Origin of the sequence: Kitasatospora sp. NPDC093679 (assembly GCF_040683455.1) — a bacterium.
Lineage (GTDB): Bacteria > Actinomycetota > Actinomycetes > Streptomycetales > Streptomycetaceae > Kitasatospora > Kitasatospora arboriphila.
In genome coordinates this window covers 56671-76934 of sequence record NZ_JBFBDW010000006.1, presented here as the reverse complement: position 1 = coordinate 76934, position 20264 = coordinate 56671, and the positions used below count along the sequence as shown (strand labels likewise).

The following is a 20264-nucleotide window of genomic DNA, read 5'->3' as shown; positions in this document are numbered from 1 at the left end:
CCACCGGCAGCCGCCACCGGCAGACCGGACACCGCACCCGAGGGGGACCACCATGACCGCCTACGCCATCGCCCGGATGCGCGCCATCGACTTCGGCCCGGACATCGTCGAGTACCTGCGCCGGATCGACGCCACCCTGGAGCCCTACGGCGGCCGCTTCGTCGTCCACGGCGGCGCCTACCGGGTGCTGGAGGGGGAGTGGTCGGGCGACACCATCGTCATCGCCTTCCCGGACGGCGAGCGCGCCCACGCCTGGTACGACTCACCCGTCTACCGGGAGATCATCGCCCTGCGCACCGACCACTCCACCGCCGACCTGATCATCGTCGAGGGGGTGGGGGAGGGCTACCGCGGTGAGGACGCGCTGGCCAAGCTGCTGCCCGCCCACAAGGACGACGGCGGGGCCTGACCGTCCGTCCGACCGAAGCGAACTGACGGCCCATCAAATCTTGGCGGCGGCGTGCACGCGCGGTGCGCACGCCCGCCGCGAAGAATTAACCTCCTCGGTCTACTCGCGTAAACCCTGGGAGCAGCAAGCTTGTTGAGCGCCCGGAACCAGTCCGTCCGGGTGCTCTTCGCGCTTCCCCCATCCCTGGAGTCACGCATGCGCTCGATACGCCCGCTGCGCCGCACCGCCGCCGCGCTCGGCGCCGCCGCCCTCGCCGCCACCGCGCTGATGACCAGTGCCGGCACCGCCGAGGCCGCACTGCCCACCCCCGTCTCCACCAGCACCGCGAAGACCTACCTGGCGAGCCTCACGGTGGCCGCCGAGTCCCACGAGTCCACCTACGACCGCACCCTCTTCCCCCACTGGATCACCATCTCCGGCACCTGCAACACCCGTGAGACCGTGCTGAAGAGGGACGGCGTCGGCGTCACCACCGACTCCGCCTGCGCCGCCACCGCCGGCACCTGGACCTCCGCCTACGACAACGTGGTGACCACCAGCGCGTCCAGTTTCGACATCGACCACCTGGTGCCGCTCGCCGAAGCCTGGCGCTCCGGCGCCTGGGCCTGGACGACCGCCCAGCGCCAGAACCTCGCCAACGACCTCACCCGCCCGCAGCTGATCGCCGTCTCCGCGAGCTCCAACCGCTCCAAGGGCGACCAGGACCCGTCGACCTGGCTGCCGCAGGCCTCCTACCGCTGCACCTACGTCCGCGCCTGGGTGCAGGTGAAGTACTACTACGGCCTGTCCGTCGACAGCGCCGAGAAGTCCGCCCTCACCTCGGTGCTCAACGGCTGCTGAGCCGTCCCCGTCCGCTCCGTGCCCGGAGAAGGCGGACGCCCGGACGCTCCCTCGGGGTGGGAGCGCCCGGGCGTCCGGACGGAGCCGTGGCCTCAGGCCGGCAGCTGCGCCTCGATCGCGGCGACCAGCTCGTCCGCCTCGGGCTCGGTGCGCGGACGGAACCGGCCGACCACCGTGCCGTCCGCGGACAGCAGGAACTTCTCGAAGTTCCACTGCACGTCGCCGGCCGTGCCCTCGGCGTCCGCCACCTCGGTCAGCCGGGCGAACAGCGGGTGCCGCTCCTCGCCGTTCACGTCGATCTTCTCGAACAGCGGGAAGGACACCCCGTAGGTGGTCGAGCAGAAGGTCTGGATCTCCTCGGCGCTGCCCGGCTCCTGCCCCAGGAACTGGTTGCACGGGAAGCCGAGCACTGTGAAGCCGCGGTCGGCGTAGCGCTGCTGCAGCCGCTCCAGCCCGGCGTACTGCGGGGTCAGACCGCACTTCGAGGCGACGTTGACCAGCAGCAGCGCCTTGCCCTTGTGGTCGGCGAGCGAGGTCGGCTCACCGGCGAGGGTGCGCAGGGGGATGTCGTACAGGCTCAACGGAGGGTCCCTTCGGGGCGTTGTCGTGCGGCTTGTCGTGCGGCTTCGGCACGCGGCTTCGGCACGCGGCGCACAGGATGCGCCACAGCGCACAACCCGGCGCGGAGGCGATCTGTTCCCGCACCCGTCGGCGCGCCGCCGCGGCGACGCGCCCCCGCCACCCGGACGGCGGAGGGTGCTCGGCCGGTCGCCCTGCGTGTGCTGTGCTGACCGCCATGACCAACCCCGACGGCGTCGCCCACTACGAGGACCTGCGGGCCCTCTTCGTGAACTGCACCCTCAAGCGCTCCCCGGAGCGCAGCCACACCCAGGGCCTGATCGACATCAGCCGCGGGATCATGGAACGACAGGGCGTCACCACCGAACTGCTGCGCGCCGTCGACCACGACATCGCCACCGGCGTCTGGCCCGACATGACCGAGCACGGCTGGGAGACCGACCAGTGGCCGGTGATCTACTCCCAGGTGATGTCCGCCGACATCCTGGTGCTGTGCGGCCCGGTCTGGCTCGGCGACAACTCCTCCGTCATGAAGAAGGTCATCGAGCGGTTGTACGCCTGCTCGTCGCTGCTGAACGACCGGGGCCAGTACGCCTACTACGGGCGGGTCGGCGGCTGCCTGATCACCGGGAACGAGGACGGCGCCAAGCACTGCGCGATGAACGTCCTCTACAGCCTGCAGCACCTCGGCTACGTGCTCCCGCCGCAGGCCGACGCCGGCTGGGTCGGCCCGGCCGGCCCCGGCCCGTCCTACCTCGACGAGGGCTCCGGAGGGCCGGAGAACGACTTCACCAACCGGAACACCACCTTCATGACCTGGAACCTGATGCACCTCGCGCGGATGCTCAAGGACGCCGGCGGCATCCCCGCCCACGGCAACCAGCGCTCCGAGTGGGACGCCGGCTGCCGCTTCGACTTCGAGAACCCCGAACACCGCTGAGATCGGCGGGGCCGACGACCTCGAGCGGACCCGGGCCGGCCGAGGCCGGGGCTGCCCTAGGCGTTCGCGCGGCGGGGCAGCTTCCAGCCCGGGCGGGGGAAGTGGCAGGTGTATCCGTTCGGGAACTTCTGCAGGTAGTCCTGGTGCTCGGGCTCGGCCTCCCAGAAGTCCCCGGCGGGGGTGACCTCGGTGACGACCTTGCCCGGCCACAGGCCCGAGGCGTCGACGTCGGCGATGGTGTCCTCGGCGACCCGCTTCTGCTCGTCGGTGAGGTAGAAGATCCCCGAGCGGTAGCTGGTGCCGATGTCGTTGCCCTGGCGGTCCCTGGTGGACGGGTCGTGGATCTGGAAGAAGAACTCCAGCAGGGCCCGGAAGTCGGTCCGGGCGGGGTCGTAGACCACCTCGATGGCCTCGGCGTGGTCGCCGTGGTTGCGGTAGGTGGCGTTCGGGACCTCGCCGCCGGTGTAGCCCACGCGGGTGGACACCACCCCGGGTCGGCGGCGGAAGAGCTCCTCCATGCCCCAGAAACAACCCCCGGCGAGGACGGCCTTCTCGGTCGCCATGGTCTTCTCCCTCAGGTAACGGACATCGACTTGCGTTGGTACTGACAACCTACGGGGCCGCCGTATTCCTGTGCACGCGCCGACCGGCCCTCGTCAGGGTTCCGTAAGGACGCAGGACCGGCCGGTTCAGGGCGTGATCGACGGTCGCGGGCGCAGGACGGCCGTACCGACGAGGACGGCGCCGCTGAGCCGGGCCACCCGCAGCCGGCGGCGTCGGCCGGCCGTGGTGGTGTCGGTGGGGGATGGCAGCATGACGGGCCGGGTTCCGGTTCTCGGGAGGAAGTCATGCGGCAGCGACTCAATCTGATCCTGCTCGGTGTGCGCGACGTCGCCGCCTCGGTCGCGTTCTACCGGGCGCTGGGGTGGCGGAGGTCCACGGCGGGATCGGACGAGTTCGCGCTGTTCGAACTGGGCGGGGTCGCGGTCGGGTTCCAGTCCCGGGCGGCCTTCGCGGCCGACGCCGGTCTGCCCGATCGGGAGCCGGGCGGGTTCTCGGGCTTCGCCCTGGCGTACGTGGCCCGCAGCGCCGAAGAGGTGTACCGGGTGATGGCCAAGGCCGCCGAGCTGGGCGCCACCGTCACCCGCCCGGCCGGCCCGAATCCCTGGGGACACAGCGGATACTTCACCGATCCGGACGGCCACCTGTTCGAGGTCCTCCACGAGGACGGTTGGATCTTCGACGAGCACGACGATCTGGTGCTCTGACCGCCGCCGAAACCGAACAGCTCCCAGGCCGGCCACCGCGGCGGCTGCGAGCCTCCGCCGGGGCGCTGCGCACCGCGTCCGCCCTCCCGGGGGAGGCTCTCCCAAACGGTCGTCAGTTGACGGAACGGCATCCCACTTCCCCCGGCCCCGAGGTCGCGAAGAATGAACCCTGGCGGCACCTGTTAGCCTGCGTACATGTCAGACCTGGGACGCATCGCCTGGCCGCCCGAGCCGATCGGGACCGAGAGGCTCGTGCTCCGGGCGCCCGAGGACCGGGACCGGGCGGCGTTCGTCGATCTGCTGGCGTCGCCGGAGGTGCACACCTACCTCGGGGGTGCCCGGCCGCGTGACGAGGTGGAGCGCGAGATGCGTGAGACGTCCGGGGTGCCCGAGGGGTGGCCCGGGAGTTTCGTCGTCGAGCTCGACGGGGCGATGATCGGTCAGATCCTGCTCAGGAGGGCGACGGAGCACCGTCGCCCGGCCGCGGTGGGGAAGGCCGATCTGGGGTACCTGTTCCTGCCGCGGGCGTGGGGGTTCGGGTACGCCGCGGAGGCGTGCCGGGCGGCCCTCGGCTGGTTCGACGGTGTCCTCCCCGGCGAGCCGGTGGTGCTCACGACCCAGAGTGCGAACGTCGGTTCGATGCGACTCGCGGCGAAGCTGGGGTTCATCGAGGTGGAGCGGTTCCGGGCCTGGGACGCCGAGCAGTGGCTCGGCCTGCGGCCGGCGGTCACGCCGCCGGTGTGAGCCGGAGCCCGTCCCGCCGGCGGAGGGGCCGGAAACGGCGGACGGCCCGACGACGGACGGGGCCCCACGACGGACGGACCCACGACGGACGGACCCACGACGGACGGACCCACGACGGACGGGTCCGACGAGAAGGGCGCTTCTCGTCGGACCCGGGCCGGGATCAGGCGACGGTCCGGCAGACCGTTCCGTTCAGCCGGAAGACCGTCGGGGACGGGTTGGCGCCGTTGTTGCCGCCGACGAAGCCGAAGTTGACGGAGTTGCCGCCGTTGGGGGCGAGCCTGGCGTTGTACGCGCCGTTGGTCACGCGGACGTGCTGCCCCTCGGAGGTGATGTCGGCGTTCCACCAGGAGTCGGCGGACTGCCCGGTCGACGGCCAGTCGAAGTCCAGTGTCCAGCCGTTGATGTCCGCCGGGCCGGGGTTGCTCACCACGACGTCGGCGACGAAGCCGTTGCCCCAGCCGGTGGTCACCTGGTACGCGACGGTGCAGGTGCTGTCGTCGGGGGTGCCGGTGGTGAAGGTGAGCGGTTCGGAGGGCCGGGAGAGGTGCCCCGCCTGGTCCCGGGCCAGCACGTTGACCGTGTGCCGCGAGCCCGGCGGCAGGTTGTGGAGCGTGGCGGAGGTGCCGGTGGACGAGCCGAGCAGCTGGACGGTGGTGCCGAGCTGCTCGTAGACCTCGTAGCGGTCCACCGCGCCGGTGGTGGCCGGCCAGCTCAGGGAGGCGGTGTTGGCGCCGACCGCGGTGGTCCGGGGTGCACCGGGGGTGCCGACGGTGGCGGCGGACGGGCCGGTGCCGCTCTTCGGGTGCATGGTCAGCACGGTGACGGAGTAGGGGGCCAGCGTCGCCGAGGAGGAGGTGGCGGTGCCGGTCGCGTCCACCAGGCCGTCGTCGCCGGGTGCCCACCGCTGGACGGAGGGCGCTGCGGCGCCCGCGGTGAAGCCCGGGTACCGCAGGTCCACGGTGTGCTCGGCGGAGGAGCTCTTGTTCAGCAGCAGGACGCTGAGGTCGCCGTCGGCCCGGAGCACCGCGTGGGAGGAGACTTCGGGGTCGGAGGTGCCGGAGGCCACCATGCTGTCGCCCGGGTCGCTGAGGGCGCCCAGCGCCTTGATGCCCCAGTAGGGCGCGAACGGGGTGTTCACCGCGGGCTCGCAGACGCTGCCGGAGCAGCTGCCGTTCGACAGCATGCCCATGTCGCCGTAGTCGGTCTCACCGCCGACCGTGGTGACGGCGCCCGCGCCGTTGTGGGTGTCCCACCAGTCCACGGTGAAGACGCCGTTCTCCAGCGCCGTCATCACGGCCTCCGCGGCGAACAGGCCGTTGGGGCGGCTGGTGAAGGCGCCGCTGCCGGAGTCGGAGTTCACCTCGGTCATCGCGATGCCGATGCGCGCGGAGTCGGCACCCGCGTACCGGTCCAGCAGGGTGCGCACCTGGCGGAGCTCGCCGGGGAGTTGCTGCACGGCGGCCAGCGACTGGTCGCCGGTGCCGGTGTTGGGGTACCAGTGGACGCTGACGAAGTCGACGTCGTGGGCGACGGCGGCGAGCACGGTGTGGTTCCAGTCGCCGGTGTCGTCGGCGGCCACGATGCCGTCCGGCCAGTTGCCGGGCATGGTGAGCACCGCGCCGATCTTGACGGTGGGGTCGACGGCCTTCATGGCCGCGGCGTACGCCTTGACCTCCCCGGCGTACTGGTCGGGCGTCTTGTCGGCGTGGACGTCGTTCTCCCAGCCGCTGCCGTAGACGCCGTTGCCGTAGATCTCGTTGCCGATCTCCCAGTACTTCGCCCCGTAGTCCTTGGTGACGTTGGCGTACCGGACCCAGTCCGCGGCCTCCCGGGCCGTGCCGGAGCCGTAGTTGGCGATCAGGATCGGCTGGGCGCCGGAGGCCTTCGCGGTGCCCATGAAGGCGTCGAAGCCGGTGCCGGGGGCGACGTACCCGCCCGGTGCGGTGTTGTCGACCCAGTGGTAGACGTCGGAGTAGGAGCCGCCCGGGTAGCGCAGCGCGCCGATCCCGGCGGCCTTGTACAGGGAGACCACATGGGGGTCGTTCATGTACGAGTCCCAGACGGCGGTGTTCGCACCGAGCGCGGTGGAGCCGACGGTGCCCAGACCCGCGCTCGCGTTGACCGTGACGGTGGTGCGACCGGTGGCGGCGGGGTCGGCCGCGACGGCGGGGGCGGACAGCGGCAGTGCCGCGGCCACCACGGCCAGGGCGGCCGAGGCCGTCGCGGCGAGGGGGCGACGGGGCCCGTCTGGTCTGCTGCGGAACGGCATGACGTGTTCCTCCCGGGGGATGCGCCGGCCCGGGGTGCGCCGCGGGCGGGACGGTGGACGGGGGCTGCGCGGCGTGCGGTGCCGCGTCGACCGTCGACGATGCGTGCGGCGGATGGGTCTTGGGAGCGCTCCCATGATGAGAGGGGGCGCCGGGCATGTCAATCTTCCGGGCGCATCGGGGTGCATCGGGGTGCATCGGGGCGCATCAGGGTGCGAGGTCGGACGGGCGTGATCGGGCGGGCGCGGTCGTCCCCCGGCGGGAGCGGCCCGGTGCTGCCGTACGACCCGCGTCCGCCGCCGCCCCGGTGAAGGGCCACCCCCGGGCGGCCGGGATCGTCACAGGCCCCGGTCGCGGCGGCGCTCCACCGGGGGCTCGTCGACGATGCGGTCGCGGATCACGTAGTGGGCCCGGTACCGCAGGCCGAGGAAGAGCAGGATTCCCAGCGCTCCGACTGCCATGAGGATGATGCCGACCGTGTCGAGGTCGACTCCCGAGACGTTCCAGCTGACCGCGAAGGCGAGAACGGCGCCCGCTGCGAGCAGGAATATGGAAACACCCAGTCCCATCGCTTCTTCTCCTGATCTACCGTCGGGCCCGCGGGCCTCGCCTCTCGGTGCCGCACGAGCGGCGACCGCGACGGCGGAGCCCACCTGGAACGAGTGCCGGATCCGGTCCGCGCCGCCCGTGTGCCAGGTGCGGCGCCCGCCGGTGGGCGCGTTGCCGGACCGGGTGCCGATCACTCCGAGGAACACCGTCGGCCACCACGGGCCCGCCTGCCGTCCAGGAGGGAACTGTCTTGCGATCTCGGACCGCCTCGGGTTGATGAGGGTCCTGCAGGATTCGTCTTTCCTGATACGCGATTCCTAGTCCTCCTTTCGAGTGGGGGTGGGATATTTTCGTGTCGCCCACGGGTGGGCGCCGCAGAGCGGCCACGGGTACCCGACCGGGAGCGCATCGGCGGGCGTCGCACCGAGCGCCGGAGAGCACCGGGAGATCCGGAACGCGGCGGGCCGCTCGAACGGCGCGGCATGAAGACCGCCGGAACGGTCAGAAGCAGACCGTCACCGGTACGGCGTCGAGTCGGCCGGTACACGCCGACGGTGTGCGTCGGAGCGGGTCCGTTGACGGTGACCGGCGGGTTCCTGCCGGGCGCCGAGTCTTCGGACACCCGGGGCCGTGAGGGATCCTCTGTGTGCACACCACTCGTCCGGGGAAGGAAGGGTGCATCGATGCCAGGGCACGAGCCGGCGCCGACCGCGCCGTCGGAGGCGGCCTCGGAGGCGGCGCCCGAGGTCGGCGATCTCGGGGCCTACATGATCGACGACAGCGGCCGGATCACCGCCGTCAACGGTCGCGGCCTTCGGCTGCTGCGGCTGAACCGTACCGACGTGCTCGGCCGCCACCACCACGAGCTGCTGCACCGCAGCGCGGACGGGAGCACGGCTCCGCGGGCGCAGTGCCCGATCATGGACGCCGTCCTGGCCCGTGCCTCCTGCAGCGGGGCGGCGATGTGCTTCGTGCGCGGCGACGGCCTGCTGCTGCCGGTGCACTGGACGGCCACACCCCTCTCCGGGGAGAACGGCGCGGGCACCCTGGTGCTGTTCCACCCCGGGACGGCCGACGTGACGGCCGCCCCGCCGGGGACGCTGCCGGAACTCGAACGGCTCGCGCTGCTCGCCGAGACCACCACCTCGTTGACGTCGACCATGAACGAGCAGGAGACGGTCGACCGGCTGGCGGAGCTGGTGCTGCCGCGCCTTGCCGACTGGGTCGTGGTCGATCTCATCGACGAGGTCGGGGACATCCGGCGCACCAGGGTGATCGAGTACCGGGAGGGCCGCCCGGTCCGGAACCCGGAGCTGGAGGGGCCGATGCCCGCCGTGCTGGAGCAGTCCCCGATGCCGCTGTCGCGCGCCCTGCGCGGCAACGCCGCCTCCCTCGCCGGCCCCGAGGTCTACCAGGGCGAACCCGACTCCGGCATCGCCGTCGTGCAGCACGAACTGTTCGCCGCCACCGGCATGCACTCGGCCGTCATCGCGCCGATCCGTGGAGCCCGGGAGGTCCTCGGCGCGCTCACGCTGGGACGCAGCGGCAACCCCGTGCCGTTCGGCACCCGAGACCTGTCCCTGCTCGAGGACATCACCCGCCGGGTGGGCCTGGCGATCTCCAACTCGCGCCTCTACCAGCGTCAGCGCCGGGTCGCCGAGACCATGCAGCGCCACCTCCTGCCCCACCTGCCCGAGCTGCCCGGGGTGGAGCTGCACGCCGACTACCTGTCCGCACCGGACGCCTCTCAGGTCGGGGGCGACTGGTACGACGCCTTCACCCTCCCCGACGGCGCCACCGCCCTGGTCATCGGCGACGTCGTCGGCCACGACCTGGAGGCCGCCGCCGGCATGGCGCAACTGCGCAACATGCTCCGTGCCCTCGCCTGGTCCCACCAGGGCCCGCCCAGCGGTGTCGTCGACCGGCTCGACCATGCCATGGGCCGCGTCACCGACCTGACCGGCGCCACCCTCGTCCTGGGCCGCCTCACCCCCGACCCCGGAGCCGGCGGCTGGACGTGGACCTGGAGCAACGCCGGCCATCCGCCGCCCCTCCTGGTCACCCACGACGGTCGCGCCGACTACCTCCAGGCGCCCCGCAGCCTGCTCCTGGGCACCGGCGTCCCCGCCGACCGCGCCGACGCCTCCGTCCGGCTGCCGCCCGGTTCCACCCTCCTCCTCTACACCGACGGCCTCGTCGAATCGCGCGCCGACGGCATCGACCCCGGGCTGGTCCGCCTCCGCCGCCACGCCGCAGCCCTCGCCCACCACACCCTCGAAGCCTTCTGCGCGGGTCTCCTCGAACACGTCCGGCCCTCGGACAACGACGACGACGTCGCCCTCCTGGCCCTGCGGATCCCCCGCCGCTGAGGCGGAGGCCGCCCGCCACAGCGCTCACCACACGCTCCGGTCAACGCCCCGTTACGCGCCACGGGGACGAGGACGTCACCCCAGGAGGTTCCGGAGGCAGGCCCGGTGCTCGCCCCACCGCGCAGCGCCCGCCCGGGCACGGCGGTCCTCGCCCCCGCCCGACCGCTTCGGCCGCACGGGTCGGTGCTCCCTCAGCGGCACCCCGGAGGAACAACCACGGCGGCGGACCGTGGCCGCGGTGTCCCACCGGCCCGTCACCGCAATGACGGCCCGTCGGCGGCCGTCCGCCCCGGACACCGGCGCTGCCCGGAGTCCCGGAAGCGGGACGCACGCACGGCACTGCGGTGCCGCAGGCCGGCTCCGGCGCCGGACGGCCCGCGGTACCCGCGCATGGACGGCCGTGCAGCGGGCAGCCGACGGCTGTCGGGTGCCGCACGCCGAGCGGCTCGAAGTCCCCGGTGCCGACGTCCTGGCGGATACCCGTGGTGCCCGGACACACGGGATCTGCGACGGCCGGCTGCGGGCCGGGCAGCCGCCACCCGGACGGCCGGGAGGAGCAGCGCACCCGTACCGGGGGACGACGGAACGCGGCCGCGGACACACCGGCTCCGGGGCCGCCGACAGGAGCACGCCACCCTGGCCACGGACGGAGCGTGCAGAGGGGGGAGACACACATGATGGGCCACTCGCACGCCGTCAGCGGAGCACTCGTGTTCTCGGCGGCGGCACCCTTCCTGCCGCCGTTGGTGATCGGCCGTCCCCTGCAACCCGGGGAGGTGCTCGTCGGTGCCCTGCTGAGTGCGGGCGCGGCCGTGCTGCCGGACCTCGACCACCACGACGGAACGGTGGCGAACCTCTTCGGGCCGATCACCCGGCTGGTGTGCCGCACGGTGGCCCGGCTGTCGGGAGGGCACCGGCACGCCACCCACTCCCTGGTGTTCGTGGCACTGGCAGGAGCGGGCTGTCGGGCGGGCGTGGCCCGCTGGGAGCGGGGCTTCACCGACGGCCTGACCTTCGCCCTGCTCCTCCTCGCCGTCCACGCCCTGCGCTCGCACCCCTCCGGGCACCGCGCCCCCGTGCGGGCCACCGCCGTCGGCCTGGCCGCGATCGGCACGGCCTCGGTGCACACCTGGCTCCCCGGGACCGGCACATGGCTGCCCTACGCGTTGGTGCTCGGCACCCTCGCGCACGTCCTGGGCGACTGCCTCACCCGGCGGGGCGCCCCACTGCTGTGGCCGTACGGGCGGCGGTTCGAGATCGTGCTGATCGATCGCACGGGAAACCGCTTCGAAACCCGCATCCTGGTGCCGCTCATGACGGCCGGGGCGTTCGTGGCGGCGTGGACGGCGGCCTTCGCGCCGACCGCCCTCACCGGTTGAGACCGCCGGGGCTGCTCACCCGCCCGGCCGCAGCCCGGCGGTGCAGGCCGGCCTGCACCGGGGGAGAGGATGCGGGGTCGGGATTCCCCCGGGAACGGCCCACGCGGCCGTGACCGCCGCGCGGTCCGCCGCCGGCCCGCTCAGCGACCCTCGCCGAGCGCGGCGCGCAACCGGTCCAGCCGGGTGAGGGCGCGGGCCGCCCAGCCGTCGCGCAGGTGCAGCGGCACGCTCACCGTCACCCCGCTCTGGACCGGGTCGCGGACCTCCACCACGAACGGGTCGGCGGCCCGCAGCCGCAGGTAGGCGCTGCGGCCCGCCTCCGGCCAGTCGACCGCGGAGCCGTCCGGCAGGGCGCCGTCCTCCTCGGCCGCGGCGCGGGCGGCGAGGTAGCCGGTGAGGTCCGCGAGATCGGCATCGGTGAAGCGCAACGGCAGGTACGCCCGGACGAAGCCGGTCTCGATCTCGATCCCGGCCTCGTGCCACCCTTCGTGGGGGCCGCCGCCCGCCGCGCCCTCCAGCACCACCGCGACGCTCTGCGTCCGGTCCGCGAACCTCACGACATCGAGATCCCCCACCCGCGCCCCTCCTCCTCACGTACTCCGGCCCGGCACCACGACCCCGGCCCGCCACCCGCATCCCGCCAGGTCCGACCGGCAGCGCCCCGAACGGGCCCCGGCCCCGGGGCAGGCCCGCGGACACCGGCGGACGGCACCGGGTCACCGGCCGGCCCGTGTGCAGGCGAGCAGTTCGGCGGCCGGTCCGGTCGGGGTACGGCCGGAGGGCCAGACCGCGCGCAGGGACCGCCGCATGTCGATCCCCTCCGTCTCCACCTCCACCAGACGGCCGTCGACGACGGCCGTCCGTACGGCGAGCTCGCTCATGACGGCGGGGCCCGTCCCGGCGATCACCGCGTTGCGGACGGCCGTCGCCGAGCCGAGCTCCAGCAGACGCCGGGAGTCGCCCGCCCCCGCCCGGCGCAGCGCCCGGTCGAGGGTGTCGCGGGTGCCCGACCCCCGTTCGCGCAGCACCAGCGGGGTGGCGGCGAGCTCGGCGGCGTCCAGCGGCCGGCGCCGCCGGGCCCAGGGGTGGCCGGGGGCGACCACGACCAGCAGCCGGTCGCCCGCCACCTGACGGGTCGACAGCCCGATCGGCGGCTGCGGCGCCTCGATGAAGCCGAGGCCCGCCGCGCCCGTGCGCACCAGGTCGGGGACGTGCTCGCTGTTGGTGACCTGGAGGCTCACCTGCAGCTCGGGCCGCCTGCGGCGCAGCTCGCCGAGCCACGCCGGCAGCAGGTACTCGGCGACTGTCATGCTCGCCGCGACCTTGAGCTCGGCGTCGCGCCGGCTGCGCAGCGCCTGCGCCCCGGTGACCAGCCGGTCGAGTTCGAGCAGGACGCGCTGCGCGCCCTCGACCACCGCCGCGCCGGCGTCGGTGAGCCGGGAGCCGCGGCGGGTCCGGTCGAGCAGGACGAGACCGAGCCGGCGCTCCAGCGCGGAGAGCCGCTTGCTCGCCGAGGGCTGGGCGATGCCGAGGCGTGCCGCCGCGCCGCCGAGACTGCCCGTCTCCGCGACGAGGACGAGCAGCCGCAGCGACTCCGGGTCCGGCAGGCGGCCGGACCCGGCGGGGTCGAGCGGACCGGGCCCCGCCCCGCTCGTCACCGGTGAACCGACGGCGGTGGCGGTCGTCGGACTCATGCCCATGGGCTATGACCTCCTCTGCAAGTGGGGGCTACGCGGACGTGCGGGCGCCCGGAACAGTCGCGGACATGAGTGATGCCCTCGACTTCCAGTCCGCGGCGCCGACCGCCGCACCTGTGGACCGGCGCACGCCGCAGCTCGCGGACGTGCCCCGGCCGTCCCGCCGGAGCGCCTGGGCGGCCCGGGTGCCGGGCCTGGCCGCGGCGCTGGCCGTGGCCGTGGCGGGCACCGCGGTCGGCCGGCTGGTGCCGGTCGTCGGCGGCCCGGTGTCCGGGATCGTGCTGGGCGTGCTGGTCGCCCTCCTCGCCGGGCCGCGCCCGCGGCTGCGGTCCGGGATCGACTTCGCCGGCAAGCCGGTGCTGAAGGCCGCGGTCGTCGTCCTCGGCTCCCAGTTGTCGCTGGTGCAGATCGCCAGGGTGGGGGCCGGTTCGCTGCCGGTGATGGTCGGCACCCTGGTGCTGTGCCTGGCCGCCGCGTACGGCCTCGGCCGGTGGCTCGGGGTGGTCGGCGACCTGCGCACCCTGATCGGCGTGGGGACGGGTGTCTGCGGCGCGTCGGCGATCGCCGCGGTGACGCCGGTCATCGGCGCGGCCGGCGCCGAGGTCGCGTACGCGATCTCCACGGTCTTCCTGTTCAACATCGCCGCGGTCCTCGTCTTCCCGGTGGTCGGGCACCTGCTCGGGCTGAGCCAGCACGCCTTCGGGCTGTTCGCCGGGACGGCGGTCAACGACATGTCGTCCGTGGTCGCCGCGGCCGCCACCTACGGCCCGGGCGCGGCCGACTACGGCGTCGTCGTGAAGCTCACCCGCACCCTGATGATCATCCCGATCTGCCTGGTGCTGTCGGCACTGGTCGCCCGGCGGGCCCGCCGCGGGGCGGGCGCCGCCGTCACCCGGGTACGGGTGGCCGGACTGGTGCCGGGATTCCTGCTGGCCTTCCTCGCCGTGGCCGGGGCGAACACCGCCGGGCTCGTGCCCGCCGGGGCCCGGCACGGCCTCGGCGGGCTCGCGGTCTTCCTGATCACCGTGGCGCTGTCGGCGATCGGGCTCTCCACCGACCTCGGCGGACTGCGCCGCGCCGGGCCCCGGCCGCTCGTCCTCGGCGGCTGCCTGTGGCTCGTCGTGACGGCCGGCAGCCTGGGGCTGCAGTGGCTGACCGGGACGCTCTGACCCGGCTCCCGGGCGGACTCACCCGGTCCGCGACTGCCGGACACCGCGCGCGTACTCGGCGAACCAGGCCAGCATCTCCGGGGCGGTGACGGCCCCCTCGCCGCTCACCTCGGCGACGTCCGCGCCCTGGAGGATGCGCTTGACCGGGACCTCCAGCCGCTTCCCCGTCAGGGTGCGCGGCACCGCGGGCACTGCGGTGACGGTGTCCGGCACGTGCCGGGGCGACAGCTGGTGCCGGATCGCCGCGGTGATCGCGGCCCGCAGCGCGTCGTCGAGGACGGCGCCCTCCGCGAGGACCACGAACAGCGGCATGTGGTAGCCGCCGTCGGGCAGTTCGGCCCCCACGACCAGGCTGTCCGCGACCTCGGGGAGCTGCTCCACCACGGCGTAGATGTCGGCCGACCCCATCCGCACGCCCATCCGGTTGAGAGTGGAGTCGGAACGTCCGGCGACCACGACGGTGAGGTCGTCCCCGACCGTCACCCAGTCGCCGTGCCGCCACACGCCCGGGTACGTGTCGAAGTAGCTCGCCCGGTAGCGCGAGCCGTCCGGGTCGCCGACGAAGTGCAGCGGCATCGACGGCAGCGGCGCCGTCACCACCAGTTCGCCCTGCCGGCCGGTCAGCGGCCGGCCGGACGGGTCCCAGGAGGCGAGGGCGACACCGAGCGCGGGGCACGGGATCCGGCCGACCCGGACGGGCAGCAGGGCGCTGGCACCGGCGAGGACCGAGCAGATGTCGGTGCCGCCGCAGATGGACTGCAGCCACACGTCCGGCCCGAGCCGGTCGTGCACCCAGCGCCAGGTGCTCGGCGGCAGCGTGGACCCGGTCTGCAGGACGGTCCGCAGCGCGCGGAGGTCGTGGCGGGCCGCGGGACGGGAGTCCGCCCGCTCGGCGGCGGTCAGGTAGGCCGCGCCCACCCCGACCACCGTGGCGCCGGTCCGTTCGGCGATCCGCCAGACGCCGTCGGTGTCGGGGTGGGTGGGGCTGCCGTCGTACAGCACCAGGGTGCTGCCGTGCAGCAGGCCGCCGACCATGAAGTTCCACACCATCCAGCCGGTGGTGGTGTGGAAGAAGTACCGGTCCTCGGCGCGCAGGTCACAGCCGAGGCCGAGCGCCTTGAGCAGTTCGACGACGATGCCGCCGTGGCCCTGCACGATGCCCTTGGGCCGGCCGGTGGTGCCGGAGGACCAGAGGATCCACAGCGGGTGGTCGAAGGGCAGGTCGGCGAAGTCGAGCGGGACGTCCCCGGCCGTCAGCGGGGCCCAGCGGTGCTGCCGCACGTCCCCGCGCGCCGACCACGCGGACGCCGGCGCGGGCGCCGCCGGGCGGAGGTGGTCGATCGTGACCAGGTGCCGCAGGGTGGGCAGCCCGGCGGTGATCTCGGCGACGGCCGGGAGCCGGTCGTACTCCTTGCCGCCGTGGCGGTAGCCGTCCACGGCGAGCAGGACGGTCGGTTCGGCCTGCCGGAGCCGGGAGAGCACGCCGGCCGTGCCGAAGTCCGGTGAGCAGACGGTCCACACCGCGCCGACGGCCGCGGAGGCCAGCAGTGCGACCACGGCGTGCGGGGTGTTCGGCAGGTAGCCGGCGACCCGGTCGCCCGGCTGCACACCCATCTCCCGCAGCCCGGCGGCCAGGGCCGCGACCTGGCGCCGGAGGTCGCGCCAGGAGGTCTCCTCGGGCCCGCCGTCCTCGGTCAGTGCGACGAGGGCGGGCCGCTCGTCGGTGGCCCGGGCGAAGCAGCGCTCGGCGAAGTTCAGCCGCGCCCCGGGGAACCAGTCCGCCCCGGGCATGGCCGTGCCGCCGAGCACCCTCTCGTAGCCGGAGACGGCGTCGAGGCCGTAGTGCTCCCAGACCGCCGACCAGAAGCCGGGCAGGTCGTCGGTGCTCCACCTCCACAGCTCCGCGTAGTCCGGGAAGCGCAGCCCCCGGGTGCGTTCCAGCCGCCTCAGGAAGCCGGCCACGCCGGACCTCTCCGTCGAGGCCGGGCTCGGGGACCACAGCAGGTCGGTATCGGTGCTCATCGTCGCCTTCCGGTGGTGCGGGTGGAAAAACGGGGGCGTGCCCGACGGTCCCGCGTCTGGCGGGAGCCGTCGGACACGCCCCGGTGTGCCGGTGTCGTCAGCCGAACTCGAGTTCGCGGACCAGCTCCGCCGCCTGCGGCCAAGGACCGTAGCCGGAGGCGGGGTTGAGGTGGCCGACCGCTCCGAGCCCGATCAGGCGGCTGCCCCAGGCGGCCGCCATCCCGGCGACCCTCTGCGGGTGGCCGAGCGGGTCGTCGTCGCTCATCGCGACGATGCTGGGGAACGGCAGGGCCGTTCTCGGCGTCGGGGCCCAGCCCTTCTGCCGGAGCGCCTCCGGGGTGGGATAGCCCTCGGGCAGCGGGGTGTCGAAGTCCGGCGGGGTGGCCAGCAGCGCGCCGTGGACCGGGCGTCCGGTCCGCAGCGCCCAGTGGACGGTGGTCATCACCCCGGCGCTGTGGGCGACCAGGATCGGCGGCCCGGGCGCCTCGGCGACGGTCTCCTCGAGGGCGGCGACCCGGGCCTCGCAGTCGATCCGGTCGTCGTCGCCGGCCAGCGGCGGGACGGTGCGGACGTCCCGGCCGGCGGCGGCGAGCCCGTCGGCGAGGACGGTCTGCCAGTGGTCGGCCACGTGGCCGCGCAGGCCGGGGACGATCACGACCGGGGGAGGGAGGGGGGAACTCATGCGGGTGTCTCCGCTTCGTGGGGGGCCGGGGCGAGGCCGTTCAGGCGGCGCAGGTCGGTGCGGTAGTGGCTGCGGCCGACCAGGAAGCAGGCCGAGGCCAGCAGGGCGACCAGGGGGACGAGCTGCAGCGCGCCGAGCAGGCCGGTGCGGTCCGCGATCATCCCGGTGACCGCGGGCCCGGGGGCCAGGCCGAGGAGGCTGTTGGCCAGGGTGAGGGTGCCGAAGGCGGTCGCCGGGATCGCGTCCGGGGTCAGATTGGCGACCATGGCGGCCGCCGGGCCGGCCGTCGCGCCGGAGAGCAGCGCGCCGGCGCCGAGCAGGAGGAGCTGGGGCGCCCCCGTCGGGATCCGGAACGCGGCCGTCAGCAGCACCAGTGATCCCAGGCTGCAGGCGAGGGCGACGAGCCACTTGCGGGCCGGGTCGGACCGGCTGATCCGGTCGGACGCCATGCCGCCGCCGATCATTCCGACGCCGATGAGCAGGGCGTAGAGCCCCGCCGTGCCGCCGGCCTTGGCCGTGGGCATCCCGTAGTAGCGGTTGAAGAAGCTGGGCAGCCAGGCGATCAGCGCTCCGGGGATGAACAGCTGGAGCCCGCTGCCGACGTACGCGCCGACCACCGAGACCGAGGAGAACAGCTTGGGCAGCAGGGCGCGCAGCGGTGCCGCCGCGGCCCGCTCCGCCCGGCTCGGGAGCGGCCCGGGGTGCAGCCGCTTCTCGGTGACCACCAGGGCGAAGACCACCGCCAGGACCAGCCCGAAGATCCCCATGGTGCCGAACGCCCAGCGCCAGCCCAGGTGTTGGCCGACGGCGCCGCCGATCGCGACGCCGAGGACGGAGCCGAACGCGCCGCCGGCGATGAACGCCCCCGAGAGGGTGGCCCGCATGCCGATCGGGAAGACGCTGAGCACCACGGCGATGCCCACACTGCCGTAGGCGGCCTCGCCGATGCCGACGAAGAGACGGCCGACGAACATCTGGCCGTAGTCCGCCGCCACCGCGCAGCCGAGGGTCGCCACGCTCCACGTGATCGCGGCGGCCACCAGGCTCCGCACCCGGCCCCAGCGGTCGGCGAGCAGCGACATCGGGAAGGCCAGCACGCCGACCGCCAGGGCGACGACGCCGCTGAGCGAGCCCAACTCGGCATCCGTCAGGAGCCATTCGGCCTTCAGCAACGGGAAGACCGCGTTGAGCACCTGCCGTGACATGTAGTCCGAGAGGAGCAGTCCGAAACTCAGTGCGAAGACCACCCAGGCGTAGCGCCTGGGTACGGCCGGCGCCTGGGCGGCGGCCGGAGCCGCCGCCGGCTCCGCATCGGTGTGAAACGCCATTGTTACCACCTCACCTGTTGCTGGGACGGGCTCAGAAGGGTCTGTCTCCGACGATTCCGGCGCGCTCCATCCGGCGGACGGCGGGCCAGTAGTCCTGCACGGCGTAGTGCTGGGTGGAGCGGTTGTCCCAGATCGCGACGCTGTTCGGCTGCCAGCGCCAGCGCACCTGGTACTCGGGGATCGCCGCCTGGCTGATCAGGTACGTCAGCAGGTTGGCGGCGCCCGGGGCGTAGTCCAGGCCGAAGCGGACGTTCTCCGGGGTGTGGTAGTTGACGAAGTGCGTGGTGAAGCCGTTGACGAAGAGGATCTTCTCGCCGGTCTCGGGGTGGGTGCGCACCACAGGGTGCTCGGCGTCCGGGTACTGGGCCTTCAGCCGGTGGCGTGCCTCGGTCGGCATCACCGCGCCGAACGTCGCCTCGATGCTGTGCCGGGCCCGCAGGCCCTCGATCTGCTCCTTGACGTGGTCCGGCAGCCGGCGGTACGCCTCGGCCATGTTGACCCAGAGCGTGTCGCCGCCGACCGGCGGGGTCACGACGCAGCGCAGGACCGCGCCCATCGCCGGGGTCTCCCGCCAGGTGCCGTCGGTGTGCAGGGCGTTCTCGTAGTGCTCGGGCGGGCTGTCGAGCTCCTTGTAGATGCGCACCAGCCCGGGGTGGTCGGGGTCGCTGCCGGCCACCGGGTGGTCCTCCAGCGGGCCGAACAGCCGGGCGAAGGCGACGTGTTCGGCCCGGGTGATGTCCTGGTCCCGCAGGAACAGGACCTTGTGCCGGAGCAGGAGTTCCCTGATCTCGGCGAACAGGTCGGCGTCGCGGGAGGCGTCGCCGAGGCTCACCCCGGACAGTTCGGCGCCGATGGTGCAGGTCAGCGGCTCGACCTTGATCGAGCGGCGGACGGATGGGCGCACCAGGGCCGGTGCGGCCGGGCCGGGGAGGGCGGTCTGGTTCATGTGGATCCTCCGGGGGAGGCGGTGGGGTCCGCGCCGGGCGCGGGTGCGGGGTCCGCGGTGCGGGTGGGGTCCGCGGCGCGGGTCAGAGGACGAAGACGGAGGAGCCGGTGGTCCGGCCGCCCTCCAGGTCGCGGTGCGCCTGTGCGGCGTCCTTGAGCGAGTAGCGCTGGTTGATCTCGATCCTGATCCGGCCGGCGGCGACGTGGCCGAAGAGCTCGCCCGCGAGCTCGGCGCGTTCGGCCGGGTCCGCGATGTAGTCGGCGAGTGCCGGCCTGGTCACGAACACCGACCCGTGCAGGGCGAGTTGCATGGCGTCGATCGGCGGGACGGGTCCGGAGGCGGTGCCGAAGCAGACCAGCAGCCCGCGTCGCCGCAGCGAGGCGAGCGACCCGGCGAAGGTGGTCCGCCCGACGCTGTCGAAGACGACCGGCACGCCCTCGCCGCCGGTGAGCTCCCGCACCCGGGCGGCGACGTCCTCCTCGCGGTAGTGAACGACGTGGTCGCAGCCGTGGGCGCGGGCGAGTTCGGCCTTCTCGGTGCTGGAGACCGTGCCGATCACGGTGAGGCCGAGGAGCTTGGCCCACTGGCAGAGGATCAGGCCGACGCCGCCCGCCGCCGCGTGCAGCAGCACCGTGTCGCCGGCCTTCAGCGGGTGGATCCGGCGCAGCAGGTAGGCGGAGGTGAGGCCGCGCATGGTCATGGCGGCGGCCGTCTCGAAGCCGATCGCGTCGGGGAGCTTGATCAACGAGCCGGTGGGCATGACCCGTTCGGTGCTGTAGGCGCCGAGCGGGCTGCCGGTGTAGGTGACCCGGTCGCCCTCGGCGAAGCCGGTGACGCCGGGGCCGACGGCCTCCACCGTGCCGGCCCCCTCCACGCCGAGCCCGGCGGGCAGCGGGGCGGGGTAGAGCCCCGTCCGGAAGTAGGTGTCGGCGAAGTTGAGGCCGACCGCCGCGTGGCGGATCCGGACCTCGCCCGGGCCCGGCGCCCCGACCTCGACCTCCTCCCAGCGCAGGACGTCGGGGCCGCCGGTCTCGTGGAAGCGGATGGCGTGGGCCATGGGGTGCTCCGTTGCT

General features: G+C 73.8%; 20 protein-coding genes. 8 read left to right on the top strand and 12 right to left on the bottom strand.

The genetic code is table 11. The features are described from left to right. Positions 1 to 52 precede the first annotated feature (52 nt). Together AB0O09_RS07590 and AB0O09_RS07585 are read left to right on the top strand one after the other, a co-directional pair. On the top strand, positions 53 to 409 hold the full coding sequence (locus AB0O09_RS07590; RefSeq protein ID WP_363540637.1) for a DUF1330 domain-containing protein: 357 nt from the start codon (positions 53 to 55) through the stop codon (positions 407 to 409). A gap of 195 nt (positions 410 to 604) precedes the next feature. After that, complete coding sequence (locus AB0O09_RS07585; RefSeq protein ID WP_363540636.1) at positions 605 to 1249, top strand: HNH endonuclease family protein; 645 nt, start codon at positions 605 to 607, stop codon at positions 1247 to 1249. 92 nt (positions 1250 to 1341) lie between these two features. Here the strand turns inward: AB0O09_RS07585 and AB0O09_RS07580 are convergent, their stop codons facing one another. Beyond that, entirely contained in the window at positions 1342 to 1830 is a 489-nt protein-coding gene (locus AB0O09_RS07580) for a glutathione peroxidase (protein ID WP_344623375.1), read from the bottom strand. A 215-nt stretch (positions 1831 to 2045) separates the two neighbouring features. On the opposite strand from AB0O09_RS07580, the gene AB0O09_RS07575 reads away from it, so the two are divergent. Then, positions 2046 to 2768: a flavodoxin family protein gene (locus AB0O09_RS07575; protein WP_363540635.1), complete on the top strand. Its 723-nt coding sequence runs from the start codon at positions 2046 to 2048 to the stop codon at positions 2766 to 2768. Positions 2769 to 2824: 56 nt separating this feature from the next. Here the strand turns inward: AB0O09_RS07575 and msrA are convergent, their stop codons facing one another. After that, the gene (gene msrA, locus AB0O09_RS07570) at positions 2825 to 3331 is read right to left on the bottom strand and encodes a peptide-methionine (S)-S-oxide reductase MsrA (RefSeq protein WP_363540634.1); all 507 of its coding nucleotides are present in this window, start codon (positions 3329 to 3331) and stop codon (positions 2825 to 2827) included. Positions 3332 to 3457: 126 nt separating this feature from the next. After that, positions 3458 to 3583, bottom strand: a complete 126-nt coding sequence (locus AB0O09_RS07565; protein ID WP_363540633.1) for a hypothetical protein — start codon at positions 3581 to 3583, stop codon at positions 3458 to 3460. A 33-nt stretch (positions 3584 to 3616) separates the two neighbouring features. Here AB0O09_RS07565 and AB0O09_RS07560 point away from each other — a divergent pair, with 33 nt between their 5' ends. Continuing rightward, positions 3617 to 4036: a VOC family protein gene (locus tag AB0O09_RS07560; protein ID WP_363540632.1), complete on the top strand. Its 420-nt coding sequence runs from the start codon at positions 3617 to 3619 to the stop codon at positions 4034 to 4036. A gap of 195 nt (positions 4037 to 4231) precedes the next feature. Then, positions 4232 to 4780: a GNAT family N-acetyltransferase gene (locus AB0O09_RS07555; RefSeq protein ID WP_363540631.1), complete on the top strand. Its 549-nt coding sequence runs from the start codon at positions 4232 to 4234 to the stop codon at positions 4778 to 4780. A 163-nt stretch (positions 4781 to 4943) separates the two neighbouring features. Here the strand turns inward: AB0O09_RS07555 and AB0O09_RS07550 are convergent, their stop codons facing one another. Further along, positions 4944 to 7052, bottom strand: a complete 2109-nt coding sequence (locus AB0O09_RS07550; RefSeq protein WP_363540630.1) for a cellulose binding domain-containing protein — start codon at positions 7050 to 7052, stop codon at positions 4944 to 4946. Between the two features lie 336 nt (positions 7053 to 7388). Then, on the bottom strand, positions 7389 to 7619 hold the full coding sequence (locus AB0O09_RS07545) for a DUF6458 family protein (protein WP_363540629.1): 231 nt from the start codon (positions 7617 to 7619) through the stop codon (positions 7389 to 7391). Positions 7620 to 8282: 663 nt separating this feature from the next. On the opposite strand from AB0O09_RS07545, the gene AB0O09_RS07540 reads away from it, so the two are divergent. Together AB0O09_RS07540 and AB0O09_RS07535 are read left to right on the top strand one after the other, a co-directional pair. After that, positions 8283 to 9968 (top strand): GAF domain-containing SpoIIE family protein phosphatase, encoded by a 1686-nt coding sequence (locus AB0O09_RS07540; RefSeq protein ID WP_363540628.1) that lies wholly within the window; start codon positions 8283 to 8285, stop codon positions 9966 to 9968. A 674-nt stretch (positions 9969 to 10642) separates the two neighbouring features. Then, a complete protein-coding gene (locus tag AB0O09_RS07535) occupies positions 10643 to 11347 on the top strand; it encodes a metal-dependent hydrolase (RefSeq protein ID WP_363540627.1) in 705 nt (234 codons plus the stop codon). 140 nt (positions 11348 to 11487) lie between these two features. On the opposite strand, the gene AB0O09_RS07530 is transcribed toward AB0O09_RS07535, so the two are convergent. Then, positions 11488 to 11922, bottom strand: a complete 435-nt coding sequence (locus AB0O09_RS07530) for a DUF5959 family protein (RefSeq protein WP_363540626.1) — start codon at positions 11920 to 11922, stop codon at positions 11488 to 11490. 141 nt (positions 11923 to 12063) lie between these two features. Continuing rightward, the gene (locus AB0O09_RS07525) at positions 12064 to 13041 is read right to left on the bottom strand and encodes a LysR family transcriptional regulator (RefSeq protein WP_363540625.1); all 978 of its coding nucleotides are present in this window, start codon (positions 13039 to 13041) and stop codon (positions 12064 to 12066) included. A 71-nt stretch (positions 13042 to 13112) separates the two neighbouring features. On the opposite strand from AB0O09_RS07525, the gene AB0O09_RS07520 reads away from it, so the two are divergent. Further along, the gene (locus AB0O09_RS07520; protein ID WP_363540624.1) at positions 13113 to 14213 is read left to right on the top strand and encodes a putative sulfate exporter family transporter; all 1101 of its coding nucleotides are present in this window, start codon (positions 13113 to 13115) and stop codon (positions 14211 to 14213) included. 18 nt (positions 14214 to 14231) lie between these two features. Here the strand turns inward: AB0O09_RS07520 and AB0O09_RS07515 are convergent, their stop codons facing one another. The 5 genes from AB0O09_RS07515 to AB0O09_RS07495 all read right to left on the bottom strand — a co-directional run bounded on the left by AB0O09_RS07515 (position 14232) and on the right by AB0O09_RS07495 (position 20248). Then, positions 14232 to 16235, bottom strand: a complete 2004-nt coding sequence (locus AB0O09_RS07515; protein ID WP_363540623.1) for an acetoacetate--CoA ligase — start codon at positions 16233 to 16235, stop codon at positions 14232 to 14234. Between the two features lie 97 nt (positions 16236 to 16332). Next, positions 16333 to 16917: an alpha/beta fold hydrolase gene (locus tag AB0O09_RS07510; RefSeq protein ID WP_363540622.1), complete on the bottom strand. Its 585-nt coding sequence runs from the start codon at positions 16915 to 16917 to the stop codon at positions 16333 to 16335. Next, the gene (locus AB0O09_RS07505; protein WP_363540621.1) at positions 16914 to 18245 is read right to left on the bottom strand and encodes an MFS transporter; all 1332 of its coding nucleotides are present in this window, start codon (positions 18243 to 18245) and stop codon (positions 16914 to 16916) included. The genes AB0O09_RS07510 and AB0O09_RS07505 overlap by 4 nt, the downstream gene beginning before the upstream one ends. A 31-nt stretch (positions 18246 to 18276) precedes the next feature. Beyond that, positions 18277 to 19191: a TauD/TfdA family dioxygenase gene (locus AB0O09_RS07500; protein ID WP_363540620.1), complete on the bottom strand. Its 915-nt coding sequence runs from the start codon at positions 19189 to 19191 to the stop codon at positions 18277 to 18279. A gap of 82 nt (positions 19192 to 19273) precedes the next feature. Further along, positions 19274 to 20248: a quinone oxidoreductase gene (locus AB0O09_RS07495; RefSeq protein WP_363540619.1), complete on the bottom strand. Its 975-nt coding sequence runs from the start codon at positions 20246 to 20248 to the stop codon at positions 19274 to 19276. Positions 20249 to 20264 lie beyond the last annotated feature (16 nt).

Bases quoted from the DNA above. Each gene is read 5' to 3' on its own strand.
- AB0O09_RS07590 (WP_363540637.1), top strand. From the start codon at position 53: ATGACCGCCTACGCCATCGCCCGGATGCGCGCCATCGACTTCGGCCCG.
- AB0O09_RS07585 (WP_363540636.1), top strand. From the start codon at position 605: ATGCGCTCGATACGCCCGCTGCGCCGCACCGCCGCCGCGCTCGGCGCC.
- AB0O09_RS07575 (WP_363540635.1), top strand. From the start codon at position 2,046: ATGACCAACCCCGACGGCGTCGCCCACTACGAGGACCTGCGGGCCCTC.
- msrA (WP_363540634.1), bottom strand. From the start codon at position 3,331: ATGGCGACCGAGAAGGCCGTCCTCGCCGGGGGTTGTTTCTGGGGCATG.
- AB0O09_RS07565 (WP_363540633.1), bottom strand. From the start codon at position 3,583: ATGCTGCCATCCCCCACCGACACCACCACGGCCGGCCGACGCCGCCGG.
- AB0O09_RS07560 (WP_363540632.1), top strand. From the start codon at position 3,617: ATGCGGCAGCGACTCAATCTGATCCTGCTCGGTGTGCGCGACGTCGCC.
- AB0O09_RS07555 (WP_363540631.1), top strand. From the start codon at position 4,232: ATGTCAGACCTGGGACGCATCGCCTGGCCGCCCGAGCCGATCGGGACC.
- AB0O09_RS07550 (WP_363540630.1), bottom strand. From the start codon at position 7,052: ATGCCGTTCCGCAGCAGACCAGACGGGCCCCGTCGCCCCCTCGCCGCG.
- AB0O09_RS07545 (WP_363540629.1), bottom strand. From the start codon at position 7,619: ATGGGACTGGGTGTTTCCATATTCCTGCTCGCAGCGGGCGCCGTTCTC.
- AB0O09_RS07540 (WP_363540628.1), top strand. From the start codon at position 8,283: ATGCCAGGGCACGAGCCGGCGCCGACCGCGCCGTCGGAGGCGGCCTCG.
- AB0O09_RS07535 (WP_363540627.1), top strand. From the start codon at position 10,643: ATGATGGGCCACTCGCACGCCGTCAGCGGAGCACTCGTGTTCTCGGCG.
- AB0O09_RS07525 (WP_363540625.1), bottom strand. From the start codon at position 13,041: ATGAGTCCGACGACCGCCACCGCCGTCGGTTCACCGGTGACGAGCGGG.
- AB0O09_RS07520 (WP_363540624.1), top strand. From the start codon at position 13,113: ATGAGTGATGCCCTCGACTTCCAGTCCGCGGCGCCGACCGCCGCACCT.
- AB0O09_RS07515 (WP_363540623.1), bottom strand. From the start codon at position 16,235: ATGAGCACCGATACCGACCTGCTGTGGTCCCCGAGCCCGGCCTCGACG.
- AB0O09_RS07510 (WP_363540622.1), bottom strand. From the start codon at position 16,917: ATGAGTTCCCCCCTCCCTCCCCCGGTCGTGATCGTCCCCGGCCTGCGC.
- AB0O09_RS07505 (WP_363540621.1), bottom strand. From the start codon at position 18,245: ATGGCGTTTCACACCGATGCGGAGCCGGCGGCGGCTCCGGCCGCCGCC.
- AB0O09_RS07500 (WP_363540620.1), bottom strand. From the start codon at position 19,191: ATGAACCAGACCGCCCTCCCCGGCCCGGCCGCACCGGCCCTGGTGCGC.
- AB0O09_RS07495 (WP_363540619.1), bottom strand. From the start codon at position 20,248: ATGGCCCACGCCATCCGCTTCCACGAGACCGGCGGCCCCGACGTCCTG.